Source organism: Pseudomonas sp. ITEM 17296, assembly GCF_028895205.1.
Taxonomy (GTDB): domain Bacteria; phylum Pseudomonadota; class Gammaproteobacteria; order Pseudomonadales; family Pseudomonadaceae; genus Aquipseudomonas; species Aquipseudomonas kermanshahensis.
On the sequence record NZ_WJRS01000001.1, the window covers coordinates 552,467 to 569,734 of the forward strand.

At 59.9% G+C, this 17,268-nt stretch carries 15 protein-coding genes and 2 tRNA genes; 15 read left to right on the forward strand and 2 right to left on the reverse strand.

Annotated features, from left to right (window positions below; all coding sequences use genetic code 11):
- Positions 1-6 precede the first annotated feature (6 nt).
- The 14 genes from folP (at position 7) to GIB19_RS02455 (ending at position 13,224) form a co-directional block, all read left to right on the forward strand.
- On the forward strand, positions 7-858 hold the full coding sequence (folP, locus tag GIB19_RS02390; protein ID WP_027595029.1) for a dihydropteroate synthase: 852 nt from the start codon (positions 7-9) through the stop codon (positions 856-858).
- 16 nt (positions 859-874) lie between these two features.
- Entirely contained in the window at positions 875-2,215 is a 1,341-nt protein-coding gene (glmM, locus tag GIB19_RS02395; protein WP_027595028.1) for a phosphoglucosamine mutase, read from the forward strand.
- A 65-nt stretch (positions 2,216-2,280) separates the two neighbouring features.
- On the forward strand, positions 2,281-3,036 hold the full coding sequence (gene tpiA, locus GIB19_RS02400) for a triose-phosphate isomerase (protein WP_027595027.1): 756 nt from the start codon (positions 2,281-2,283) through the stop codon (positions 3,034-3,036).
- A gap of 4 nt (positions 3,037-3,040) precedes the next feature.
- Entirely contained in the window at positions 3,041-3,436 is a 396-nt protein-coding gene (secG, locus tag GIB19_RS02405) for a preprotein translocase subunit SecG (protein ID WP_027595026.1), read from the forward strand.
- Positions 3,437-3,456: 20 nt separating this feature from the next.
- A tRNA-Leu gene (locus tag GIB19_RS02410) sits at positions 3,457-3,542 on the forward strand.
- A 99-nt stretch (positions 3,543-3,641) separates the two neighbouring features.
- Positions 3,642-3,718 (forward strand) — tRNA-Met (locus GIB19_RS02415).
- Between the two features lie 130 nt (positions 3,719-3,848).
- Positions 3,849-4,307, forward strand: a complete 459-nt coding sequence (gene rimP, locus GIB19_RS02420; protein ID WP_033694237.1) for a ribosome maturation factor RimP — start codon at positions 3,849-3,851, stop codon at positions 4,305-4,307.
- Positions 4,308-4,366: 59 nt separating this feature from the next.
- On the forward strand, positions 4,367-5,848 hold the full coding sequence (nusA, locus tag GIB19_RS02425) for a transcription termination factor NusA (RefSeq protein WP_027595024.1): 1,482 nt from the start codon (positions 4,367-4,369) through the stop codon (positions 5,846-5,848).
- A 27-nt stretch (positions 5,849-5,875) separates the two neighbouring features.
- Positions 5,876-8,404, forward strand: a complete 2,529-nt coding sequence (gene infB / locus GIB19_RS02430) for a translation initiation factor IF-2 (RefSeq protein ID WP_085274238.1) — start codon at positions 5,876-5,878, stop codon at positions 8,402-8,404.
- A gap of 116 nt (positions 8,405-8,520) precedes the next feature.
- Positions 8,521-8,919, forward strand: a complete 399-nt coding sequence (gene rbfA / locus GIB19_RS02435) for a 30S ribosome-binding factor RbfA (RefSeq protein WP_027595022.1) — start codon at positions 8,521-8,523, stop codon at positions 8,917-8,919.
- Positions 8,920-8,922: 3 nt separating this feature from the next.
- Complete coding sequence (gene truB / locus GIB19_RS02440; protein WP_027595021.1) at positions 8,923-9,840, forward strand: tRNA pseudouridine(55) synthase TruB; 918 nt, start codon at positions 8,923-8,925, stop codon at positions 9,838-9,840.
- A gap of 147 nt (positions 9,841-9,987) precedes the next feature.
- A complete protein-coding gene (rpsO, locus tag GIB19_RS02445) occupies positions 9,988-10,257 on the forward strand; it encodes a 30S ribosomal protein S15 (protein WP_012274241.1) in 270 nt (89 codons plus the stop codon).
- Positions 10,258-10,504: 247 nt separating this feature from the next.
- Positions 10,505-12,610 (forward strand): polyribonucleotide nucleotidyltransferase, encoded by a 2,106-nt coding sequence (gene pnp, locus GIB19_RS02450; protein WP_264311527.1) that lies wholly within the window; start codon positions 10,505-10,507, stop codon positions 12,608-12,610.
- Between the two features lie 263 nt (positions 12,611-12,873).
- Complete coding sequence (locus GIB19_RS02455; protein ID WP_012274238.1) at positions 12,874-13,224, forward strand: BON domain-containing protein; 351 nt, start codon at positions 12,874-12,876, stop codon at positions 13,222-13,224.
- An 80-nt stretch (positions 13,225-13,304) separates the two neighbouring features.
- On the opposite strand, the gene GIB19_RS02460 is transcribed toward GIB19_RS02455, so the two are convergent.
- Complete coding sequence (locus GIB19_RS02460; protein ID WP_027595019.1) at positions 13,305-13,607, reverse strand: putative quinol monooxygenase; 303 nt, start codon at positions 13,605-13,607, stop codon at positions 13,305-13,307.
- Positions 13,608-13,667: 60 nt separating this feature from the next.
- Between GIB19_RS02460 and GIB19_RS02465 the strand changes: the two genes are divergently transcribed.
- Positions 13,668-14,081 (forward strand): VOC family protein, encoded by a 414-nt coding sequence (locus tag GIB19_RS02465; RefSeq protein ID WP_186683020.1) that lies wholly within the window; start codon positions 13,668-13,670, stop codon positions 14,079-14,081.
- A gap of 210 nt (positions 14,082-14,291) precedes the next feature.
- On the opposite strand, the gene GIB19_RS02470 is transcribed toward GIB19_RS02465, so the two are convergent.
- Entirely contained in the window at positions 14,292-17,222 is a 2,931-nt protein-coding gene (locus GIB19_RS02470; RefSeq protein WP_274883279.1) for a DUF748 domain-containing protein, read from the reverse strand.
- Positions 17,223-17,268 lie beyond the last annotated feature (46 nt).

Sequence of the window (17,268 nt, forward strand, 5' to 3'; positions counted from 1 at the left end):
GCATCTATGAGTTCAGTGCAGTACCCAACCCGGTTGCCTTGCGGCAACCGGGTTCTTGATTTGTCGCGTACCCATGTCATGGGTATTCTCAATATCACCCCCGACTCATTCTCCGATGGCGGGCGCTTCAGCCAGCGCGACGCTGCGTTGCGCCATGCCGAAGCCATGGTTGCCGCGGGCGCCACGCTGATCGACATCGGTGGCGAATCGACGCGCCCTGGCGCGCGTGCGGTGTCCGTGATCGAAGAAATCGAACGCGTGGCACCGATGGTCGAGGCGATCAACAGTCGTCTGGACGTGGTCATTTCGGTCGATACCTCCACGCCTGCGGTCATTCGTGAATCCGCACGGCTGGGGGCTGGCCTGATCAACGACGTTCGTGCCCTGGAGCGCGATGGCGCCCTGGATGCGGCGGCGGACACCGGCCTGCCGGTGTGCCTGATGCATATGCGCGGTGAGCCGGGCAATATGCAGGACGACCCGCATTACGATGATGTGACGGCCGACGTAACGCGATATCTTGAACAGCGGATGGCCGCCTGTGCTGCGGCGGGCATCCCTGCAGACAAAATCATTCTTGACCCGGGCTTCGGTTTCGCCAAGACATTGGCGCATAACCTAAGCCTGTTCAAACACATGGAAGCGCTCTATCGCCTTGGGCGCCCACTGCTGGTGGGTGTTTCACGAAAGAGCATGATCGGCCTGACGCTGGATCGTCCGGTCGGCGAGCGTCTGTACGGCAGCCTGGCGCTGGCAGCGTTGGCCATGACCAAGGGCGCGAGCATCCTTCGCGTCCATGATGTGGCCGAAACTGTCGATGTAGTGCGCATGATCGCTGCGGTACAAAACGCCGAATAAGAACATTGGAGCCGCTATGAGCAGAAAATACTTTGGTACCGACGGCATTCGTGGCCGCGTCGGCGAATACCCGATCACGCCGGACTTCATGCTGAAACTCGGCTGGGCCGCCGGCATGGCCTTCCGCAAGCAGGGCCATTGCCGTGTGCTGGTGGGCAAGGACACGCGTATTTCTGGTTACATGTTCGAGTCCGCGCTCGAGGCGGGGCTGTCTGCAGCCGGTGCCGACGTGATGCTGCTCGGGCCGATGCCGACGCCGGCCATCGCCTACCTCACGCGTACGTTCCACGCCGAAGCCGGTATCGTCATCAGTGCCTCGCACAACCCGCACGACGACAACGGCATCAAGTTCTTCTCCGGGCAAGGCACCAAGCTGCCTGACGAAGTCGAGTTGATGATCGAGGAATTGCTCGATCAGCCCATGACGGTGGTCGAGTCGAGCAAGCTGGGCAAGGTTTCGCGCATCAACGATGCCGCCGGCCGCTACATCGAGTTCTGCAAGAGCAGCGTGCCCTCCAGCACCAGCTTCGAAGGCCTCAAGCTGGTGGTCGATTGTGCCCATGGTGCCACCTACAAGGTCGCGCCGAGCGTGTTCCGCGAGCTGGGTGCTGACGTCACCATTCTGCATGCTCAGCCAGATGGCCTGAACATCAACGAAGGGTGCGGTTCGACCCATATCGAGTCGCTGCAGGCGGCCGTGCTGGTCGGTCATGCTGACCTGGGCATCGCCTTTGATGGCGACGGCGATCGGGTGCTGATGGTCGACCACACCGGTGCCATCATCGACGGTGACGAACTGCTGTTCATCATCGCCCGTGATCTGCACGACCGCGGCAAGCTGCAGGGCGGGGTAGTGGGTACGCTGATGAGCAACCTGGGCCTTGAGCTCGCGCTCAAGGACCTGGATATCCCGTTTGTGCGGGCCAAGGTCGGCGACCGTTACGTCATGGCCGAACTGCTCGAGCGCGAGTGGCTGATCGGTGGCGAAAACTCCGGGCATGTCGTGTGCTGCAACCACACCACCACCGGTGATGCGATCATTGCCGCGCTGCAGGTGCTGATGGCGCTCAAGCGTCGCGGCGAGACCCTGGCCCAGGCCCGTCAGGCCCTGCGCAAGTGCCCACAGGTGCTGATCAACGTGCGCTACGGGGCAAGCAAGGTCGACCCGCTGGAGCACCCTGCAGTCAAGGAAGCCAGTGCCAAGGTGACCGAGGCGATGGCCGGTCGCGGGCGTGTGTTGCTGCGCAAGTCCGGTACCGAGCCGTTGGTGCGCGTCATGGTCGAAGGCGATGACGAAAGTCAGGTTCGCGCCCATGCCGAAGCGCTGGCGAAACTGGTCGGCGAAGTTTGTGTCTGAAGGCGCTTGCCAGCGCAGATCTGGTTGGGTAAGATCTGCGCCCACTTTGACCGACGAGGTAAAGCATGCGTCGCCCTATGGTAGCTGGTAACTGGAAGATGCACGGTACCCGCGCCAGCGTCGCTGAGCTGACCGAGGGCTTGAGCAATCTCGCCCTGCCGAGCGGAGTGGAAGTCGCGGTGTTTCCGCCGGCCTTGTTCATCAATCAAGTGATTGATGGCCTGGCAGGTAAAGAAATAACTGTCGGCGCACAGAATTCTGCTGTACAACCCGAACAGGGTGCGCTGACCGGCGAAGTTTGTCCGGAACAGCTGGCCGAAGTGGGCTGCAAGTTGGTGTTGGTTGGGCATTCGGAACGTCGCCAGATCATTGGTGAAACCGACGAAGTGCTTAACCGCAAGTTTGCAGCCGCACAGGCTAAAGGTTTGAAGCCGGTGCTGTGCATAGGGGAAACCCTTGAAGAGCGCGAGGCTGGCAAGACACTCGAAGTTGTCGGGCGTCAACTAAGCAGTATCATCGAAGCGTTCGGTGTTAAGGCTTTTGCCAATGCAGTAATTGCTTATGAGCCTGTATGGGCCATCGGCACTGGCTTAACGGCCACGCCACAGCAGGCTCAGGATGTGCACGCCGCCATCCGTAGTCAGCTGGCGGCAGAAGATGCTGAAGTGGCTGCGAAGGTGCAGCTGCTCTACGGCGGCAGCGTGAAGGCGGCCAATGCGGCCGAACTGTTCGGCATGCCGGATATCGATGGGGGGCTCATTGGTGGAGCGTCCCTGAACGCAGACGAATTCGGTGCAATTTGTCGCGCCGCAGGAAACTGAACAAATGCTGGAAACAGTCATCGTTGTTTTTCATCTGTTGGCAGCGCTGTCGCTAGTAGTGCTGGTACTGTTACAACAGGGTAAAGGTGCGGAAGCAGGTGCATCTTTCGGCGCAGGGGCCTCAAACACTGTGTTCGGAAGCCAAGGTTCTGCAACCTTCCTAAGTAAATTCACTGCAATACTCGCTGCCACTTTCTTTTTGACAGCACTTGGGTTAGGATACTTCGCCAAGGAACAAGCTCACAAGCTGACCCAGGCGGGCCTTCCAGATCCAGCAGTATTGGAAGTGAAAGAGCAGAAGCCGGCAGTAAATGATGATGTACCGGTGCTCCAACAGCAGAAGAGCGAAACTGCCCCTACAACGGGTGATGTACCTCCTCCGGCAGAAGAGCAGAAGTAACGGGTTTCAAATGTAGTATTGCCGAGGTGGTGGAATTGGTAGACACGCAACCTTGAGGTGGTTGTGCCCATAGGGTGTAGGGGTTCGAGTCCCCTTCTCGGTACCAATTGAAGCAAGAGAGCCCGCTTTATGCGGGCTTTCTTGTAGGTGGAGGTCGGATTGACCCAGCACTGGGTTCAGTCTTATACTTTCGCCCCAGCTTTGTCGCGGGGTGGAGCAGCTTGGTAGCTCGTCGGGCTCATAACCCGAAGGTCGTTGGTTCAAATCCAGCCCCCGCAACCAGCTTCAGCGGAGCCCCTTTTCAGGGGCTTTTTGCTAGCCGAACAGTTTTCGGCGTCGTTGTCCAACGGCGCTTTCAGGGATGGGCGCTTCGCCCATTTTTTATTTGCACAGCATGCACGAGGGGGTTCAGGTGTCGAGCAAGCTAGAACAGTTGCAGGCCTTGTTGGCCCCGGTTGTCGAGGGTCTGGGCTATCAGTGCTGGGGGATCGAGTACGTTTCCCAGGGTAAGCATTCGGTACTGCGCATCTACATCGATAAGGAAGACGGGATCCTGGTTGACGACTGCGAAGCGGTCAGCCGTCAGGCCAGCGCCATTCTTGATGTGGAAGATCCGATCAGCAGTGAATATACCCTTGAAGTGTCGTCTCCAGGCATGGATCGCCCGCTGTTCACTCTGGAACAGTTTGCCTCGCATGCCGGCGAACAAGTGAAGATCAAGCTGCGCTCACCCTTCGAGGGTCGTCGTAACTTCCAGGGCCTTCTCCGCGGTGTGGAGGAGCAGGATGTGGTGGTCCAGGTGGACAATCAAGAGTTCCTGTTGCCGATCGACTCGATCGACAAGGCCAATATTATTCCCAGTTTTGACTGAGACGTGCCGGGCCCGGCGGACTATCCGGGCCCAATGGCTTGCGCAAGGCGAGGCGTACGATGAGCAAAGAAGTACTGCTGGTTGTTGAATCGGTATCCAACGAAAAAGGTGTACCGCCCGGCGTCATTTTCGAAGCGCTGGAAGTGGCCCTGGCCACTGCAACCAAAAAACGTTTTGAGGACGAAGTCGACCTGCGTGTGGAAATCAACCGCCACACCGGTAGCTACGAGACCTTCCGTCGCTGGACCGTGGTCGATGAAGCCGATCTTGATGATCCGGCGATCGAGACCTGGTTGAGCAAGATCCACGAGACCCACCCTGAAGCCAAGGTCGGTGACGTGATCGAGGAGAAGATCGAGTCTATCGAGTTCGGTCGTATCGCCGCCCAGACCGCCAAGCAGGTCATCGTGCAGAAGGTCCGTGAGGCCGAGCGCGCCCAGGTGGTCGATGCCTACCGCGAACGCGTGGGTGAGATCATCTCCGGTACCGTCAAAAAAGTTACCCGCGACAACGTCATCGTTGACCTGGGTAACAACGCCGAGGCCTTGTTGGCTCGCGAAGACATCATTCCCCGCGAGACTTTCCGTGTGGGTGTGCGCCTGCGTGCACTGCTCAAGGAAATCCGCACTGAAAACCGTGGCCCTCAGTTGATCCTGTCGCGCACTGCGCCACAGATGCTGATCGAGCTGTTCCGCATCGAAGTGCCGGAAATTGCCGAGGGTCTCATTGAAGTCATGGCTGCATCCCGTGATCCGGGGTCGCGAGCCAAGATCGCCGTCCGCTCCAAGGACAAGCGTATCGACCCGCAAGGTGCCTGTATCGGCATGCGCGGTTCGCGCGTCCAAGCCGTATCCGGAGAGTTGGGTGGTGAGCGTGTGGATATCGTCCTCTGGGACGATAACCCGGCGCAGTTCGTCATCAACGCTATGTCGCCGGCTGAAGTCGCGGCGATTATCGTTGACGAGGATGCCCATGCCATGGACATCGCCGTCGCCGAAGACAACCTTGCCCAGGCCATTGGTCGTGGCGGTCAGAACGTTCGTTTGGCCAGTCAGTTGACCGGCTGGACCTTGAACGTGATGACCGAAAAGGACATCCAGGCCAAGCAGCAAGCAGAAACCGGTGACATCCTGCGCAATTTCATCGATGAACTGGAAGTCGACGAGGAGCTGGCCCAAGTGCTGGTCGACGAAGGCTTTACCAGCCTCGAAGAAATTGCCTACGTACCGTTGGAAGAAATGCTCAACATCGATGGCTTTGACGAAGATATCGTCAATGAGCTCCGCGCTCGAGCCAAGGACCGTTTGTTGACCAAGGCCATCGCTACCGAAGAAAAACTGGCAGACGCCCATCCGGCCGAAGACCTGCTCTCCCTTGAGGGCATGGACAAGGACCTGGCGGCGGAACTGGCGGTGCGCGGCGTGGTTAACCGCGAAGACCTGGCCGAGCAGTCGATTGACGACCTGCTCGACATCGACGGCATCGACGAAGAGCGTGCCGGCAAGTTGATCATGGCCGCCCGAGCCCACTGGTTCGAGTAATTAGGCGCGGCCTGAGGAGAGAAGTGCATGACGCAAGTCACGGTGAAAGAACTGGCCCAAGAGGTCGAGGCACCGGTAGAGCGCCTGCTGCAGCAGATGCGTGAGGCAGGTCTGCCGCACACCGACGCCGGTCAGGTAGTGACCGACAATGAGAAGCAGACCCTGCTGACTCATTTGAAAAGCAGCCACAAGAGCAAGGCGGAAGAGCCGCGCAAGATTACCTTGCAGCGCAAGACCACCAGCACGCTGCGTGTCGCCGGTAGCAAAAGCATCAGCGTAGAAGTACGCAAGAAGAAAGTATTCGTTCAGCGCAGCCCGGAAGAAATCCAGGCTGAGCAAAAACGCGAGCAAGACGAGCGCCGTGCGGCCGAAAATGCTGCGCGCGACAAGGTTGACGCCGAAGTTCGCCAGCGCAACGAAGAGCAGGCCCGTCGTCACGCTGATGCCGCCCCTGCGGCCCCAGCTGCCAAACCGGCTGCCGCTGCTAGCGCTGCTGCACCTGCCCCGGCACCTGTAGTCGCTGACGCGCCTGCATCGGAAGATGCCGCCGCACGTGCCGCCGAACGCAAAAAAGACGAGACCCGTCGCAACGAAAGCCGCACTCGCGATGACGACCGTCGTCGTGGCGAAGCGCCTCGTGTGTCGATCAAGGTCAAGGTCAAGGAAAAGGAAAAGGCGCCGACTCCGCGTGCTGCTCCGCGTACCACCGACGAAGAGAGCGATGGCGCTCGTCGTGGTCGTGGTGGCAAGGGCAAGCTGAAGAAGCGTAATGCTCATGGCTTCCAGAACCCGACCGGCCCCGTCATCCGTGACGTGACCATCGGCGAGACCATCACGGTCTCGGAACTGGCCAACCAGATGTCCGTCAAGGGCGCCGAAGTGGTCAAGTTCATGTTCAAGATGGGCACCCCGGTTACCATCAACCAGGTGCTCGACCAGGAAACCGCTCAGCTGATCGCAGAAGAGCTGGGCCACAAGGTGACCCTGGTCAGCGATACCGCCCTGGAAGACTCCCTGGCCGAATCGCTGAAGTTCGAAGGCCAAACCGAATCGCGTGCCCCGGTCGTTACCGTCATGGGCCACGTTGACCACGGTAAGACCTCGCTGCTCGACTACATCCGTCGTGCCAAGGTTGCTGCTGGCGAAGCCGGCGGTATCACCCAGCACATCGGCGCCTACCACGTGGAAACCGACCGCGGCATGGTCACCTTCCTCGATACCCCGGGCCACGCTGCGTTCACTCAGATGCGTGCTCGTGGTGCCAAGGCGACCGACATCGTCATCCTGGTGGTGGCGGCGGACGACGGCGTGATGCCGCAAACCCGTGAAGCCGTTCAGCATGCCAAGGCTGCTGGCGTCCCACTGGTTGTCGCAGTGAACAAGATCGACAAGCCAGGTGCTGACCTCGACCGCATTCGCAACGAGCTGTCCGTTGAAGGCGTGACCTCCGAGGACTGGGGTGGTGACACGCCGTTCGTCAAGGTTTCGGCGAAGATGGGTACCGGTGTTGACGAACTGCTCGAAGCCGTTCTGCTGCAGGCCGAGATCCTCGAACTGACCGCTACCCCGACCGCTCCAGGTCGTGGTGTCGTCGTCGAATCGCGCCTGGACAAGGGCCGCGGCCCAGTGGCGACCATCCTGGTTCAGGACGGTACGCTGCGTCAGGGCGACATGGTCCTGTGCGGCTCCAACTATGGCCGCGTACGTGCCATGCTCGACGAGAACGGCAAGCCTGTGAAGGAAGCTGGCCCGTCGATCCCGGTCGAGATCCTTGGCCTGGACGGTACCCCGGAAGCCGGTGACGAGCTGTCGGTGGTGGCTGACGAGAAGAAAGCCCGCGAAGTTGCCCTGTTCCGTCAAGGCAAGTACCGCGAGGTCAAGCTGGCCCGTGCTCACGCTGGCAAGCTGGAAAACATCTTCGAGACCATGGGTCAAGAAGAGAAGAAGACCCTCAACATCGTCCTCAAGACCGACGTACGTGGTTCCCTGGAAGCACTGCAGGGTTCGCTCGGCGGCCTGGGGAACGACGAAGTTCAGGTTCGCGTGATCGGTGGCGGCGTAGGTGGTATCACCGAGAGCGACGCCAACCTGGCGCTGGCGTCCAACGCGGTGCTGTTCGGCTTCAACGTGCGTGCCGATGCCGGTGCGCGCAAGATCGTCGAGCAGGAAGGTCTGGATATGCGTTACTACAACGTGATCTACGACATCATCGAAGACGTCAAGAAAGCCCTGACCGGCATGCTCGGCAGCGATGTTCGCGAGAACATCCTGGGTGTCGCCGAAGTACGTGACGTGTTCCGTTCGCCGAAGTTCGGCGCCATCGCTGGCTGTATGGTCATCGAAGGTACCGTGTACCGCAACCGTCCGATCCGCGTACTGCGCGAAGACGTTGTGATCTTCGAAGGCGAGCTGGAATCGCTGCGTCGCTTCAAGGACGACGCTGCCGAAGTACGTTCGGGCATGGAGTGCGGTATTGGCGTCAAGAGCTACAACGACGTCAAGGTCGGCGACAAGATCGAAGTCTTCGAGAAAGTCCAGGTGGCTCGTACCCTCTAAGGGCGAGCTTGCCGCAAGCCCCCGCTACAGGGCGGTTGGCGGCGCCTTTATAGGTAGCGCCCGGTCAGGCATCAGCCTGACCGGGCGTTTGCCGCTTTAAGTTACAGGTAGCAAGAATGGCCAAAGAATATAGCCGTACCCAACGTATCGGTGATCAGATGCAGCGCGAGCTGGCTGAACTGATCCGCCGCGAAGTCAAGGACCCACGTGTGGGTCTGGTGACCATCACTGCCGTGGACGTCAGCCGCGACCTGGGCCACGCCAAGGTGTACATCACCGTCATGGGCGAGGAAACGCCAGACGCCGTGAAGCAGTCGCTGAAGGCGCTGAACAGCGCTGCCAGCTTCCTGCGTCTGCACCTGGGGCGTTCGATGCAACTGCGCAGCGTGCCCCAGCTGCATTTCCACTTCGATGAAAGCGTCAGCCGCGGTGTACACCTGTCGGCGCTGATCGAGCGTGCAGTGGCCGAAGACCGCCTGCACAAGGATACCGACGAGCTGGACACCAAGGAGTAAGCGGTGGCCCAGGTCAAACGTATTCGCCGCAACGTCAGCGGCATCATCCTGCTCGACAAGCCGCTCGGCTTTACCTCCAACGCGGCACTGCAGAAGGTCCGCTGGTTGCTCAATGCGGAGAAGGCTGGCCACACCGGCAGCCTCGATCCGCTGGCCACCGGCGTGCTGCCACTGTGCTTCGGCGAAGCGACCAAGTTTTCGCAGTACTTGCTCGATTCCGACAAGGGCTACGAAACCGTCATGCAGATGGGGCAGACTACCAATACTGCCGATGCTGAAGGCGAGGTTTTGCAGACCCGTGAGGTGACCGTTGGTCGTGCCGACATCGAGGCCCTGCTGCCACGTTTTCGCGGCCCGATCAGCCAGATACCGCCGATGTACTCGGCACTCAAGCGCGATGGCCAGCCGCTGTACAAACTGGCACGTGCTGGAGAGGTAGTGGAGCGCGAGGCGCGTTCTGTTACTATTAACCGCTTGGAGTTGCTCGAGTGCGAAGGCACCCGTGCACGGCTCAGTGTAGGATGCAGCAAAGGCACCTATATCCGCACCCTGGTGGAGGATATCGGCGAAGCCCTTGGCTGTGGCGCCTATGTCGCAGAGTTGCGCAGGACCCAGGCCGGGCCCTTCGCACTGGCACAGACGGTGACCCTCGAAGCACTCGAACAGGCCCATGCCGAAGGCGGCAACGAAGCGCTTGATCGCTTCCTGATGCCTTCCGACAGCGGGTTGCAGGACTGGCCAATGGTCAGCCTGTCTGAACACAGTGCGTTCTACTGGCTGCATGGGCAGGCAGTACGCGCGCCGGATGCGCCGCAGTTTGGCATGGTCCGGGTACAAGATCACAACGCGCGCTTCATCGGTATCGGTGAAGTGAGTGAAGACGGGCGCATTGCGCCACGTCGGTTGATTCGGTCGGAATGACCGAAACCGCAGGGCGAGGCTTCGGCTGAACCCTACGGAATCAAGGGTGGCTGTCAGTAGGCACGGTCACACCTTTCTTATTAATACAGGGATTTGTCCCTGGCCTATTGGACCCCGTTCGCGGGATCCGTTATCAGGAGAAGCCAAATGGCCCTCAGCGTTGAAGAAAAAGCTCAAATCGTTACCGACTTCCAGCAAGCAGCTGGCGACACTGGTAGCCCGGAAGTTCAGGTTGCTCTGCTGACCGCGAACATCAACAAGCTGCAAGGCCACTTCAAGGCCAACGGTAAAGACCACCACTCGCGTCGTGGCCTGATCCGTATGGTTAACCAGCGTCGTAAGCTGCTGGACTACCTGAAGGGCAAAGACACCACTCGTTACAGCGCCCTGATCGGTCGCCTGGGCCTGCGTCGCTAATAGCGGCCTGGTCAGTGGTGTGCATGGCGTCTCATGCATTGGCAACGCTGCCTGGCAGCGTTGTCTTTGGGCGCGCCATGCGTATCTCCGAGGCTGGCAGCTTGGTTACGTTGTGCGGTTTTCCGCGCTTCGGCCAGGCTCCCAGCCTCGTGTTGTATCTGGACGGTCAATGGGGCCGATTCCCCGTTCTGCCCAAGAATTCGCAAGAAACCAGTTCCCCCAAGAGCCACTGAAAAGGTAGGAAACCGTGAACCCGGTAATCAAGACATTCCAGTTCGGTCAATCGACCGTTACTCTCGAAACGGGCCGTATTGCCCGTCAGGCCACCGGCGCAGTGCTGGTCACTGTAGACAACGACGTCACCGTGCTGGTGACCGTGGTCGGTGCCAAGCAAGCCGATCCAGGCAAGGGTTTCTTCCCTCTGTCGGTCCACTACCAGGAAAAGACCTACGCCGCCGGCAAGATCCCAGGTGGTTTCTTCAAGCGTGAAGGCCGTCCTTCCGAGAAAGAGACCCTGACCTCGCGCCTGATCGACCGTCCGATCCGTCCGCTGTTCCCTGAAGGCTTCATGAACGAAGTCCAGGTCGTCTGCACCGTGGTTTCCACCAGCAAGAAGACCGATCCGGACATCGCTGCGATGATCGGTACCTCGGCTGCCCTGGCAATCTCCGGCATTCCGTTCGAAGGCCCGATCGGCGCCGCCCGCGTTGCTTTCCACGAAAGCACCGGCTACCTGCTGAACCCGACCTACGAGCAACTGGCTGCCTCGAGCCTGGACATGGTCGTTGCCGGTACCTCCGACGCCGTTCTGATGGTTGAATCGGAAGCCCAAGAGCTGACCGAAGACCAGATGTTGGGCGCTGTTCTGTTCGCCCACGACGAATTCCAGGCTGTTATCCAGGCTGTCAAAGAGCTGGCCGCCGAAGCTGCCAAGCCGACCTGGGACTGGAAACCTGCCGTTGCCAACACCGAGCTGTTCAACGCCATCCGCGCCGAATTCGGCGAAGGCGTTTCGCAGGGCTACACCATCACCGTCAAGGCCGACCGCTACGCGCGCCTGGGCGAGCTGCGCGATCAGGCGATCGCCAAGTTCTCCGGTGAAGAAGGCCAGCCATCGGCTTCCGAAGTCAAAGAAATCTTCGGCGAAATCGAATACCGCACCGTTCGCGAAAACATCGTCAACGGCAAGCCGCGTATCGATGGCCGTGACACCAAGACCGTTCGCCCGCTGAACATCGAAGTCGGCGTCCTGCCGAAGACTCACGGTTCGGCGCTGTTCACCCGTGGCGAAACCCAGGCCCTGGTCGTTGCGACCCTGGGTACTGCCCGTGACGCCCAGCTGCTGGACACCCTCGAAGGCGAGAAGAAAGACCCCTTCATGCTGCACTACAACTTCCCGCCGTTCTCGGTTGGCGAGTGTGGTCGTATGGGCGGTGCTGGCCGTCGCGAAATCGGCCACGGCCGTCTGGCCCGTCGCTCGGTCCAGGCCATGCTGCCTGCCGCTGACGTGTTCCCGTACACCATCCGTGTGGTTTCGGAAATCACCGAGTCCAACGGTTCCAGCTCGATGGCTTCGGTCTGCGGTGCTTCCCTGGCACTGATGGACGCAGGTGTGCCGATGAAGGCGCCGGTTGCCGGTATCGCCATGGGCCTGGTCAAGGAAGGCGAGAAATTCGCGGTCCTGACCGACATCCTGGGTGACGAAGACCACCTGGGCGACATGGACTTCAAGGTTGCCGGTACCGCCAAAGGCGTTACTGCACTGCAGATGGACATCAAGATCAACGGCATCACCGAAGAGATCATGGAAATCGCCCTGGGCCAAGCCCTGGAAGCGCGCCTGAACATCCTCGGTCAGATGAACCAGATCATCGGCCAGTCGCGTACCGAGCTGTCGGCCAACGCTCCGACCATGATCGCGATGAAGATCGACACCGACAAGATCCGTGACGTCATCGGCAAAGGCGGCGCCACCATTCGCGCCATCTGCGAAGAGACCAAGGCTTCGATCGACATCGAAGACGACGGCTCGATCAAGATCTTCGGCGAAACCAAGGAAGCAGCTGAAGCAGCCCGTCAGCGCATCCTGGGCATCACTGCCGAGGCCGAAATCGGCAAGATCTATGTGGGTAAGGTCGAGCGCATCGTTGACTTCGGTGCCTTCGTCAACATCCTGCCTGGCAAAGATGGCCTGGTGCACATCTCCATGCTGAGCGATGCTCGCGTCGAGAAAGTCACCGACATTCTGAAAGAAGGTCAGGAAGTCGAAGTGCTGGTACTGGACGTGGACAACCGCGGCCGTATCAAGCTGTCGATCAAAGACGTTGCCGCGGCCAAGGCCTCCGGCGTCTAAGCGACTGACGCGCAATAGAAAAAAGAGCCCTTCGGGGCTCTTTTTTTTCGCCCGACGGGAACCTTTTGTACAGTTGCATCTTGCACGCAGGTTTACCTCGCAGGTTGCAAAATGCACGACTCATGCAGTTGGATTAAAATGCTAAGTCATTGATTTATAAGCGTTTAAGCGAAGCGGAAAAGCTGGCACAGCACATGCAACTACCTTCATACCTGCAGCCAGGAACAACGGCGCAGACCTTTCGAAAAACAGGAGTGACTCACATGAAGAAGTTCGCCATTGCTGCCGCTACTGCTACCGCTCTGACCCTGACCATGGCTAATGCGGCATTTGCCCAACAGTCCACCCAGGCCCCTATGACGCTGGCGGCCGGTGAGGTGACCAAAGCCAAGGAAGCTACTTCCGATACTTGGATCACCACCAAGGTGAAGGCTGACCTGATGACCGAGAAAGGTGTACCTGGCAGCGACATCAAGGTTGAAACCAACAAGGGTGTCGTTTCGCTGTCCTCTGATGTGGCAGTGACTGACGCGCAGAAAGAGATGGCAGTTGCCATCGCCAAGAAGATCAAAGGTGTTCAGGCCGTTTCGGCTGATGGCCTGAAGTCCGAATAAGGGACGTCCCGTCGGCCAAAAGGATTTGGCCACCAACACAAAAAGCCTCGGCAACCTGCCGGGGCTTTTCTTTGGCTGCTTTAAAAGCCCGGGTTGCGGGCGATTACATCGCTTTCGAAGCAGTCCTGCTCGGCGATCAGCGGCTCAACCAGTGGGCGGCTGTCGCGAAAGTGTGCGGTCTGGGTGTGTGCTTCATAGGCGGCGTCGTCCTGGTAGATCTCGTAGAGGTAGATGACCTCGGGGTCTAGGCGGTCCTGGGAGACGTCGAACACCAGGCACCCTGGTTCGTTGGCCACTGATGCAGCGGCATTGACCTTGATGGCCGTCAGAAAAGCCTCGGCGCAACCGGGCTTCACGCGTGTCTTGATAAACAGGCTATACACATGGCACTCCTTTTGTTTTACATTCTTCTGTGAATTGTATACAAAAATGGAGTCGCGCCAATGTCTGAATTGCCTGAACGCCCTGGTCGCTTTAACGGCTTGCGCCACATTGCCTTATTGGTACCCAACCTTGAGGAGTGCGAGCGCTTTTACGTCGACGTGCTGGGCATGGAGGTGCTCAACCGCGCCAATGAAGACCTGGTCTACCTGACCTGCGGTAACGACAACCTGTCATTGGGGCGCGGCGCCGGGGCCGCTAATGGCTTGCAGACGCTCGATCACTACGGCTTCATCGTCGACAGCGTGGAGGAGCTGGAGGCTTGGTATCAGTACTTCAAGGCGCACGGGGTGACCCTGCTGGACCGCCCGTTCAACCACGGTGACGGGGCGCGCAGCTTCCATTTGCTGGACCCGGCGGGGAACAAGGTGCAACCGCTGTATCACCCGGCAGTGTCGGGGCAGCGGCTGGTTTGAATGCATGGCCTTGCGGTGACTGTACTGGCCTCTTCGCGGGTAAACCCGCTCCCACCCGAACTGTGTAGCCTCCAAATCTAGCGCAGATCCTGTGGGAGCTGGCTTGCCAGCGATGAGGCCGGAACAAGCATCACAAGACAGTTGCTGCTCCCACAGGTTATGCGCAGATCCTGTGGGAGCGGGTTTACCCGCGAAGGGGCGAGCACTGGCTCATTCGGCATTCAGGTGCATCGGTGTAATTACCCGGCCATCACTCTCGGCCTTGCCCAGGGTCGTGTCGATGAAGTACACCCGGTCATCTTCCAGCTTGCCTTTGTCCACCAGGTAGTCCTTGATGCTGCTGGCCCGCTCCTGGCCCAGCGTGCGTAGCAACGCGGCACTTTCGGCCCAGGACTTGATCACCGCCTCGCGCAACTTGGCAGTGCGCTCGTCGCGGCCAAGCTGTTCCCACTCGGCCGGTGGTTGCTGCTTCAGGCGGGTGCGGTAGATGCCTTCGAGCATCGCCGGCTTATCGCTGTCGTCGACCACCAGCATCGAAGCATTGGCAGGCACCTTGTCGCCACGACGTTGCAGGATCTTGTACCAGGTGGCCTGGTATTCGCGGTCCAGGCGCTGCTGAGCGATCAGCGGGCCGTCGCTGGTCTGCGCACTGGTGCCTTCGATTTCCAGACGCAGTTCCGGGCGCTCTTTGAGCGCCGAGGCCAGTTTGTCCAGGGAGGACTGGGCATCGCCCGTGAGCTCACTCGAGCCCGGGGCGAACGCGACAGTGCCAAGGTCTTCGGAACCCCCGCCAGCAATCAGCCCGCCGATAAACTTGAAGGGTGCCTGGGCCGCGCGCAGCACCAGGTTGCGCAGGGTTTGCCAGACGATCGGCATGACGCTGAACTGCGGGTTGTTGAGGTCACCGGTCACCGGCAACTCGATGGAAATCTTGCCCTCGGTGTCCTTGAGCAGCGCGACCGCCAGGCGGATCGGCAGGTCCACGGCATCTGGGCTGTCGACCTTCTCGCCCAACTGCAGTTGCTCGACCACCACTTTGTTCTCGGCCTTGAGCTGGCCGTTGGTGATCAAGTAATGCAGGTCGAGGTTGAGCCGCCCCTTGCGAATACGGAAGCCCGCGAACTTGCCGGAGTAGGGCGTCAGCGTGGTCAGTTCGACCCGCTTGAAGCTGGTGGCGATATCCAGGCTGGCCAGCGGGTTGAATGGGTTGAGCGCGCCTTTGATGGTGACCGGCGCATAGCGGTCGACCTTGCCCTTGATGTCCACCTTGGCCGGGTTCGGCTTGCGGTTGTCGATGGTGCCGATCTGGCCGTTGAGCTGCTGCACGGCGGTGGCGAAGTTGGGCGTAAGGGACAGGTCGGCGAAGTTGGCCGAGCCGTCATTGATGTCGATCTGGCCAATATGGATGCCCAACGGCTTGTCGCTGCTGGCCGGTTTCGCAGCCTTGGCTGCCGGCGCATCGGCCGGCTGCGGGATTAGCAGGTCGTTGACGTTGGTGGTGCGGTCTTCGTTGATGATGAAGCGGGCATAGGGCTGCAGCAAGGTCACCTTGTCGATCGACAGGGCATCACCGTGCACATAGGACAGGCCATCGACGTTCACCTGCTGCCATTTCACGAAGTCGCGGCTCTTGATCGTGTCGAGGGTATGCAACTGGTTGACCTGGGCCTTGCCGGTGACGTTGAAGGCCAGTGGCTCGGTGCTTTTCAGGTCGACCTTGAGGTCGCTGGCAAGCATGCCGCTGCGCAGCTCCAGCAGAATGAACGGGCTGATGTAGGCCTGGGCCACACGCAGGTCGATGTCGCGTGTGCTGACATCCAGCTTGGCCCAGACAGGCGCCAGATTCACTTGGCCGGCAGCCTGCAATTTGCCTTGTTTGCCCACCCCGGTGTCGAGTTTGAGCGTGAAAGGCGACTGGTTGAGGCTGTCGAAGCCTTGCAGGTCGACATTGAGCGGGCCGACATCCAGTGCCACCGGTTCTTTCTGGCTACGGTCTGCCAGGTGCACGTTGTAGTTGCGCAGCTGGACGTCCTTAAGCAGCACTTGCCACGGCTTGCTCGGCGCTTGGGCGGCTTTTTCTGCAGGCGTAGGTTCGGCGGCGGCGGGCTCGGCCTTTTCTTTCGGCGTGGCCTTGGCCGGTTGGCTGGCGAACAGCTTCTGCCAGTCGAGCTGGCCGTCTTTTTCCAACGCGGCCCAGGTTTCGAGCTTGTCGCTGCGAATCTTGCCGACGATGACTTTTTGCTTGGCCAGGTCGATAGAGGTGTCACTGACCTCCAGGTTGGCCAGGCGTACCAGTTGGCGGCCATCCGGAGCCTTGATGGCGAACGGCGCCACTTTTACCGAGGTGTTGTCCAGCAGCAGCTCGGTCTCTTTGGACAGGTTGAAGGTGTAATGAGTGTCGAGGCTGATGACGCCTTCTTCCAGCACCAGTGGCACGGCGTCACGCACATACGGCCAGAACGCCTTCATCTTGCCGTCGGTGACCTTCAGCGTGCCTTCGGAGGCAATTGGCGACAGGCTGAGGGTACCACTCCAGTCGATCTGCCCGCCGTACGGGCCCTTCGCTACCAGGGTCATGTCGGCATTGTCGTCCGGGAGCGTGCTGAGGTTTTTCAGCTCCAGGTTCATGTTGTCGTACAGAAACTCGATCGGCTCGCTCGGGCGCTCGTCCTGGAAGTGCAGGTAACCTTCCTTGAGCTTGATGCTGCCGATGCGCAGCGGGAATGGGTCGCTGGGCGGCTGCTCGGGCTTGGCTTCGCTGGGCGGCAGCTTGAACAACTGGGTCAGGTTGAGCTGCCCGCCCTTGGCGAACAGCACTTCGCTGCGCGGTTTGTCGAGTTCTACCGCTGTCAGGTGCAAGGCGCCATTCCACACGCTGTCGAGCGCAAGGTTGGCATAGAGCCGCTCGAAGCCGACCTGTTCCTTGCCAGGTTCGCCAATTTGCAGGCCCCACAGCGTCAGTTCGAGGCTGAAGGGGTTGAGCTCAATGCGCTGCAGGTGAGCAGGCACGGTGGCATATTGCGCCAATTGCTGATTGGCAATGCGCAGTGCGACACCGGGGAGAATGAGGAAGCCGAGCAGGCTGTAGAGGGCTACGAGAGCCACCATGGCGCCGAGGGCGCGAATCAATCCTTTGTACATGTGTCGCTTCGTCTGTCTAAGCAGGAGTGCTTGGAGTATGGCAGGT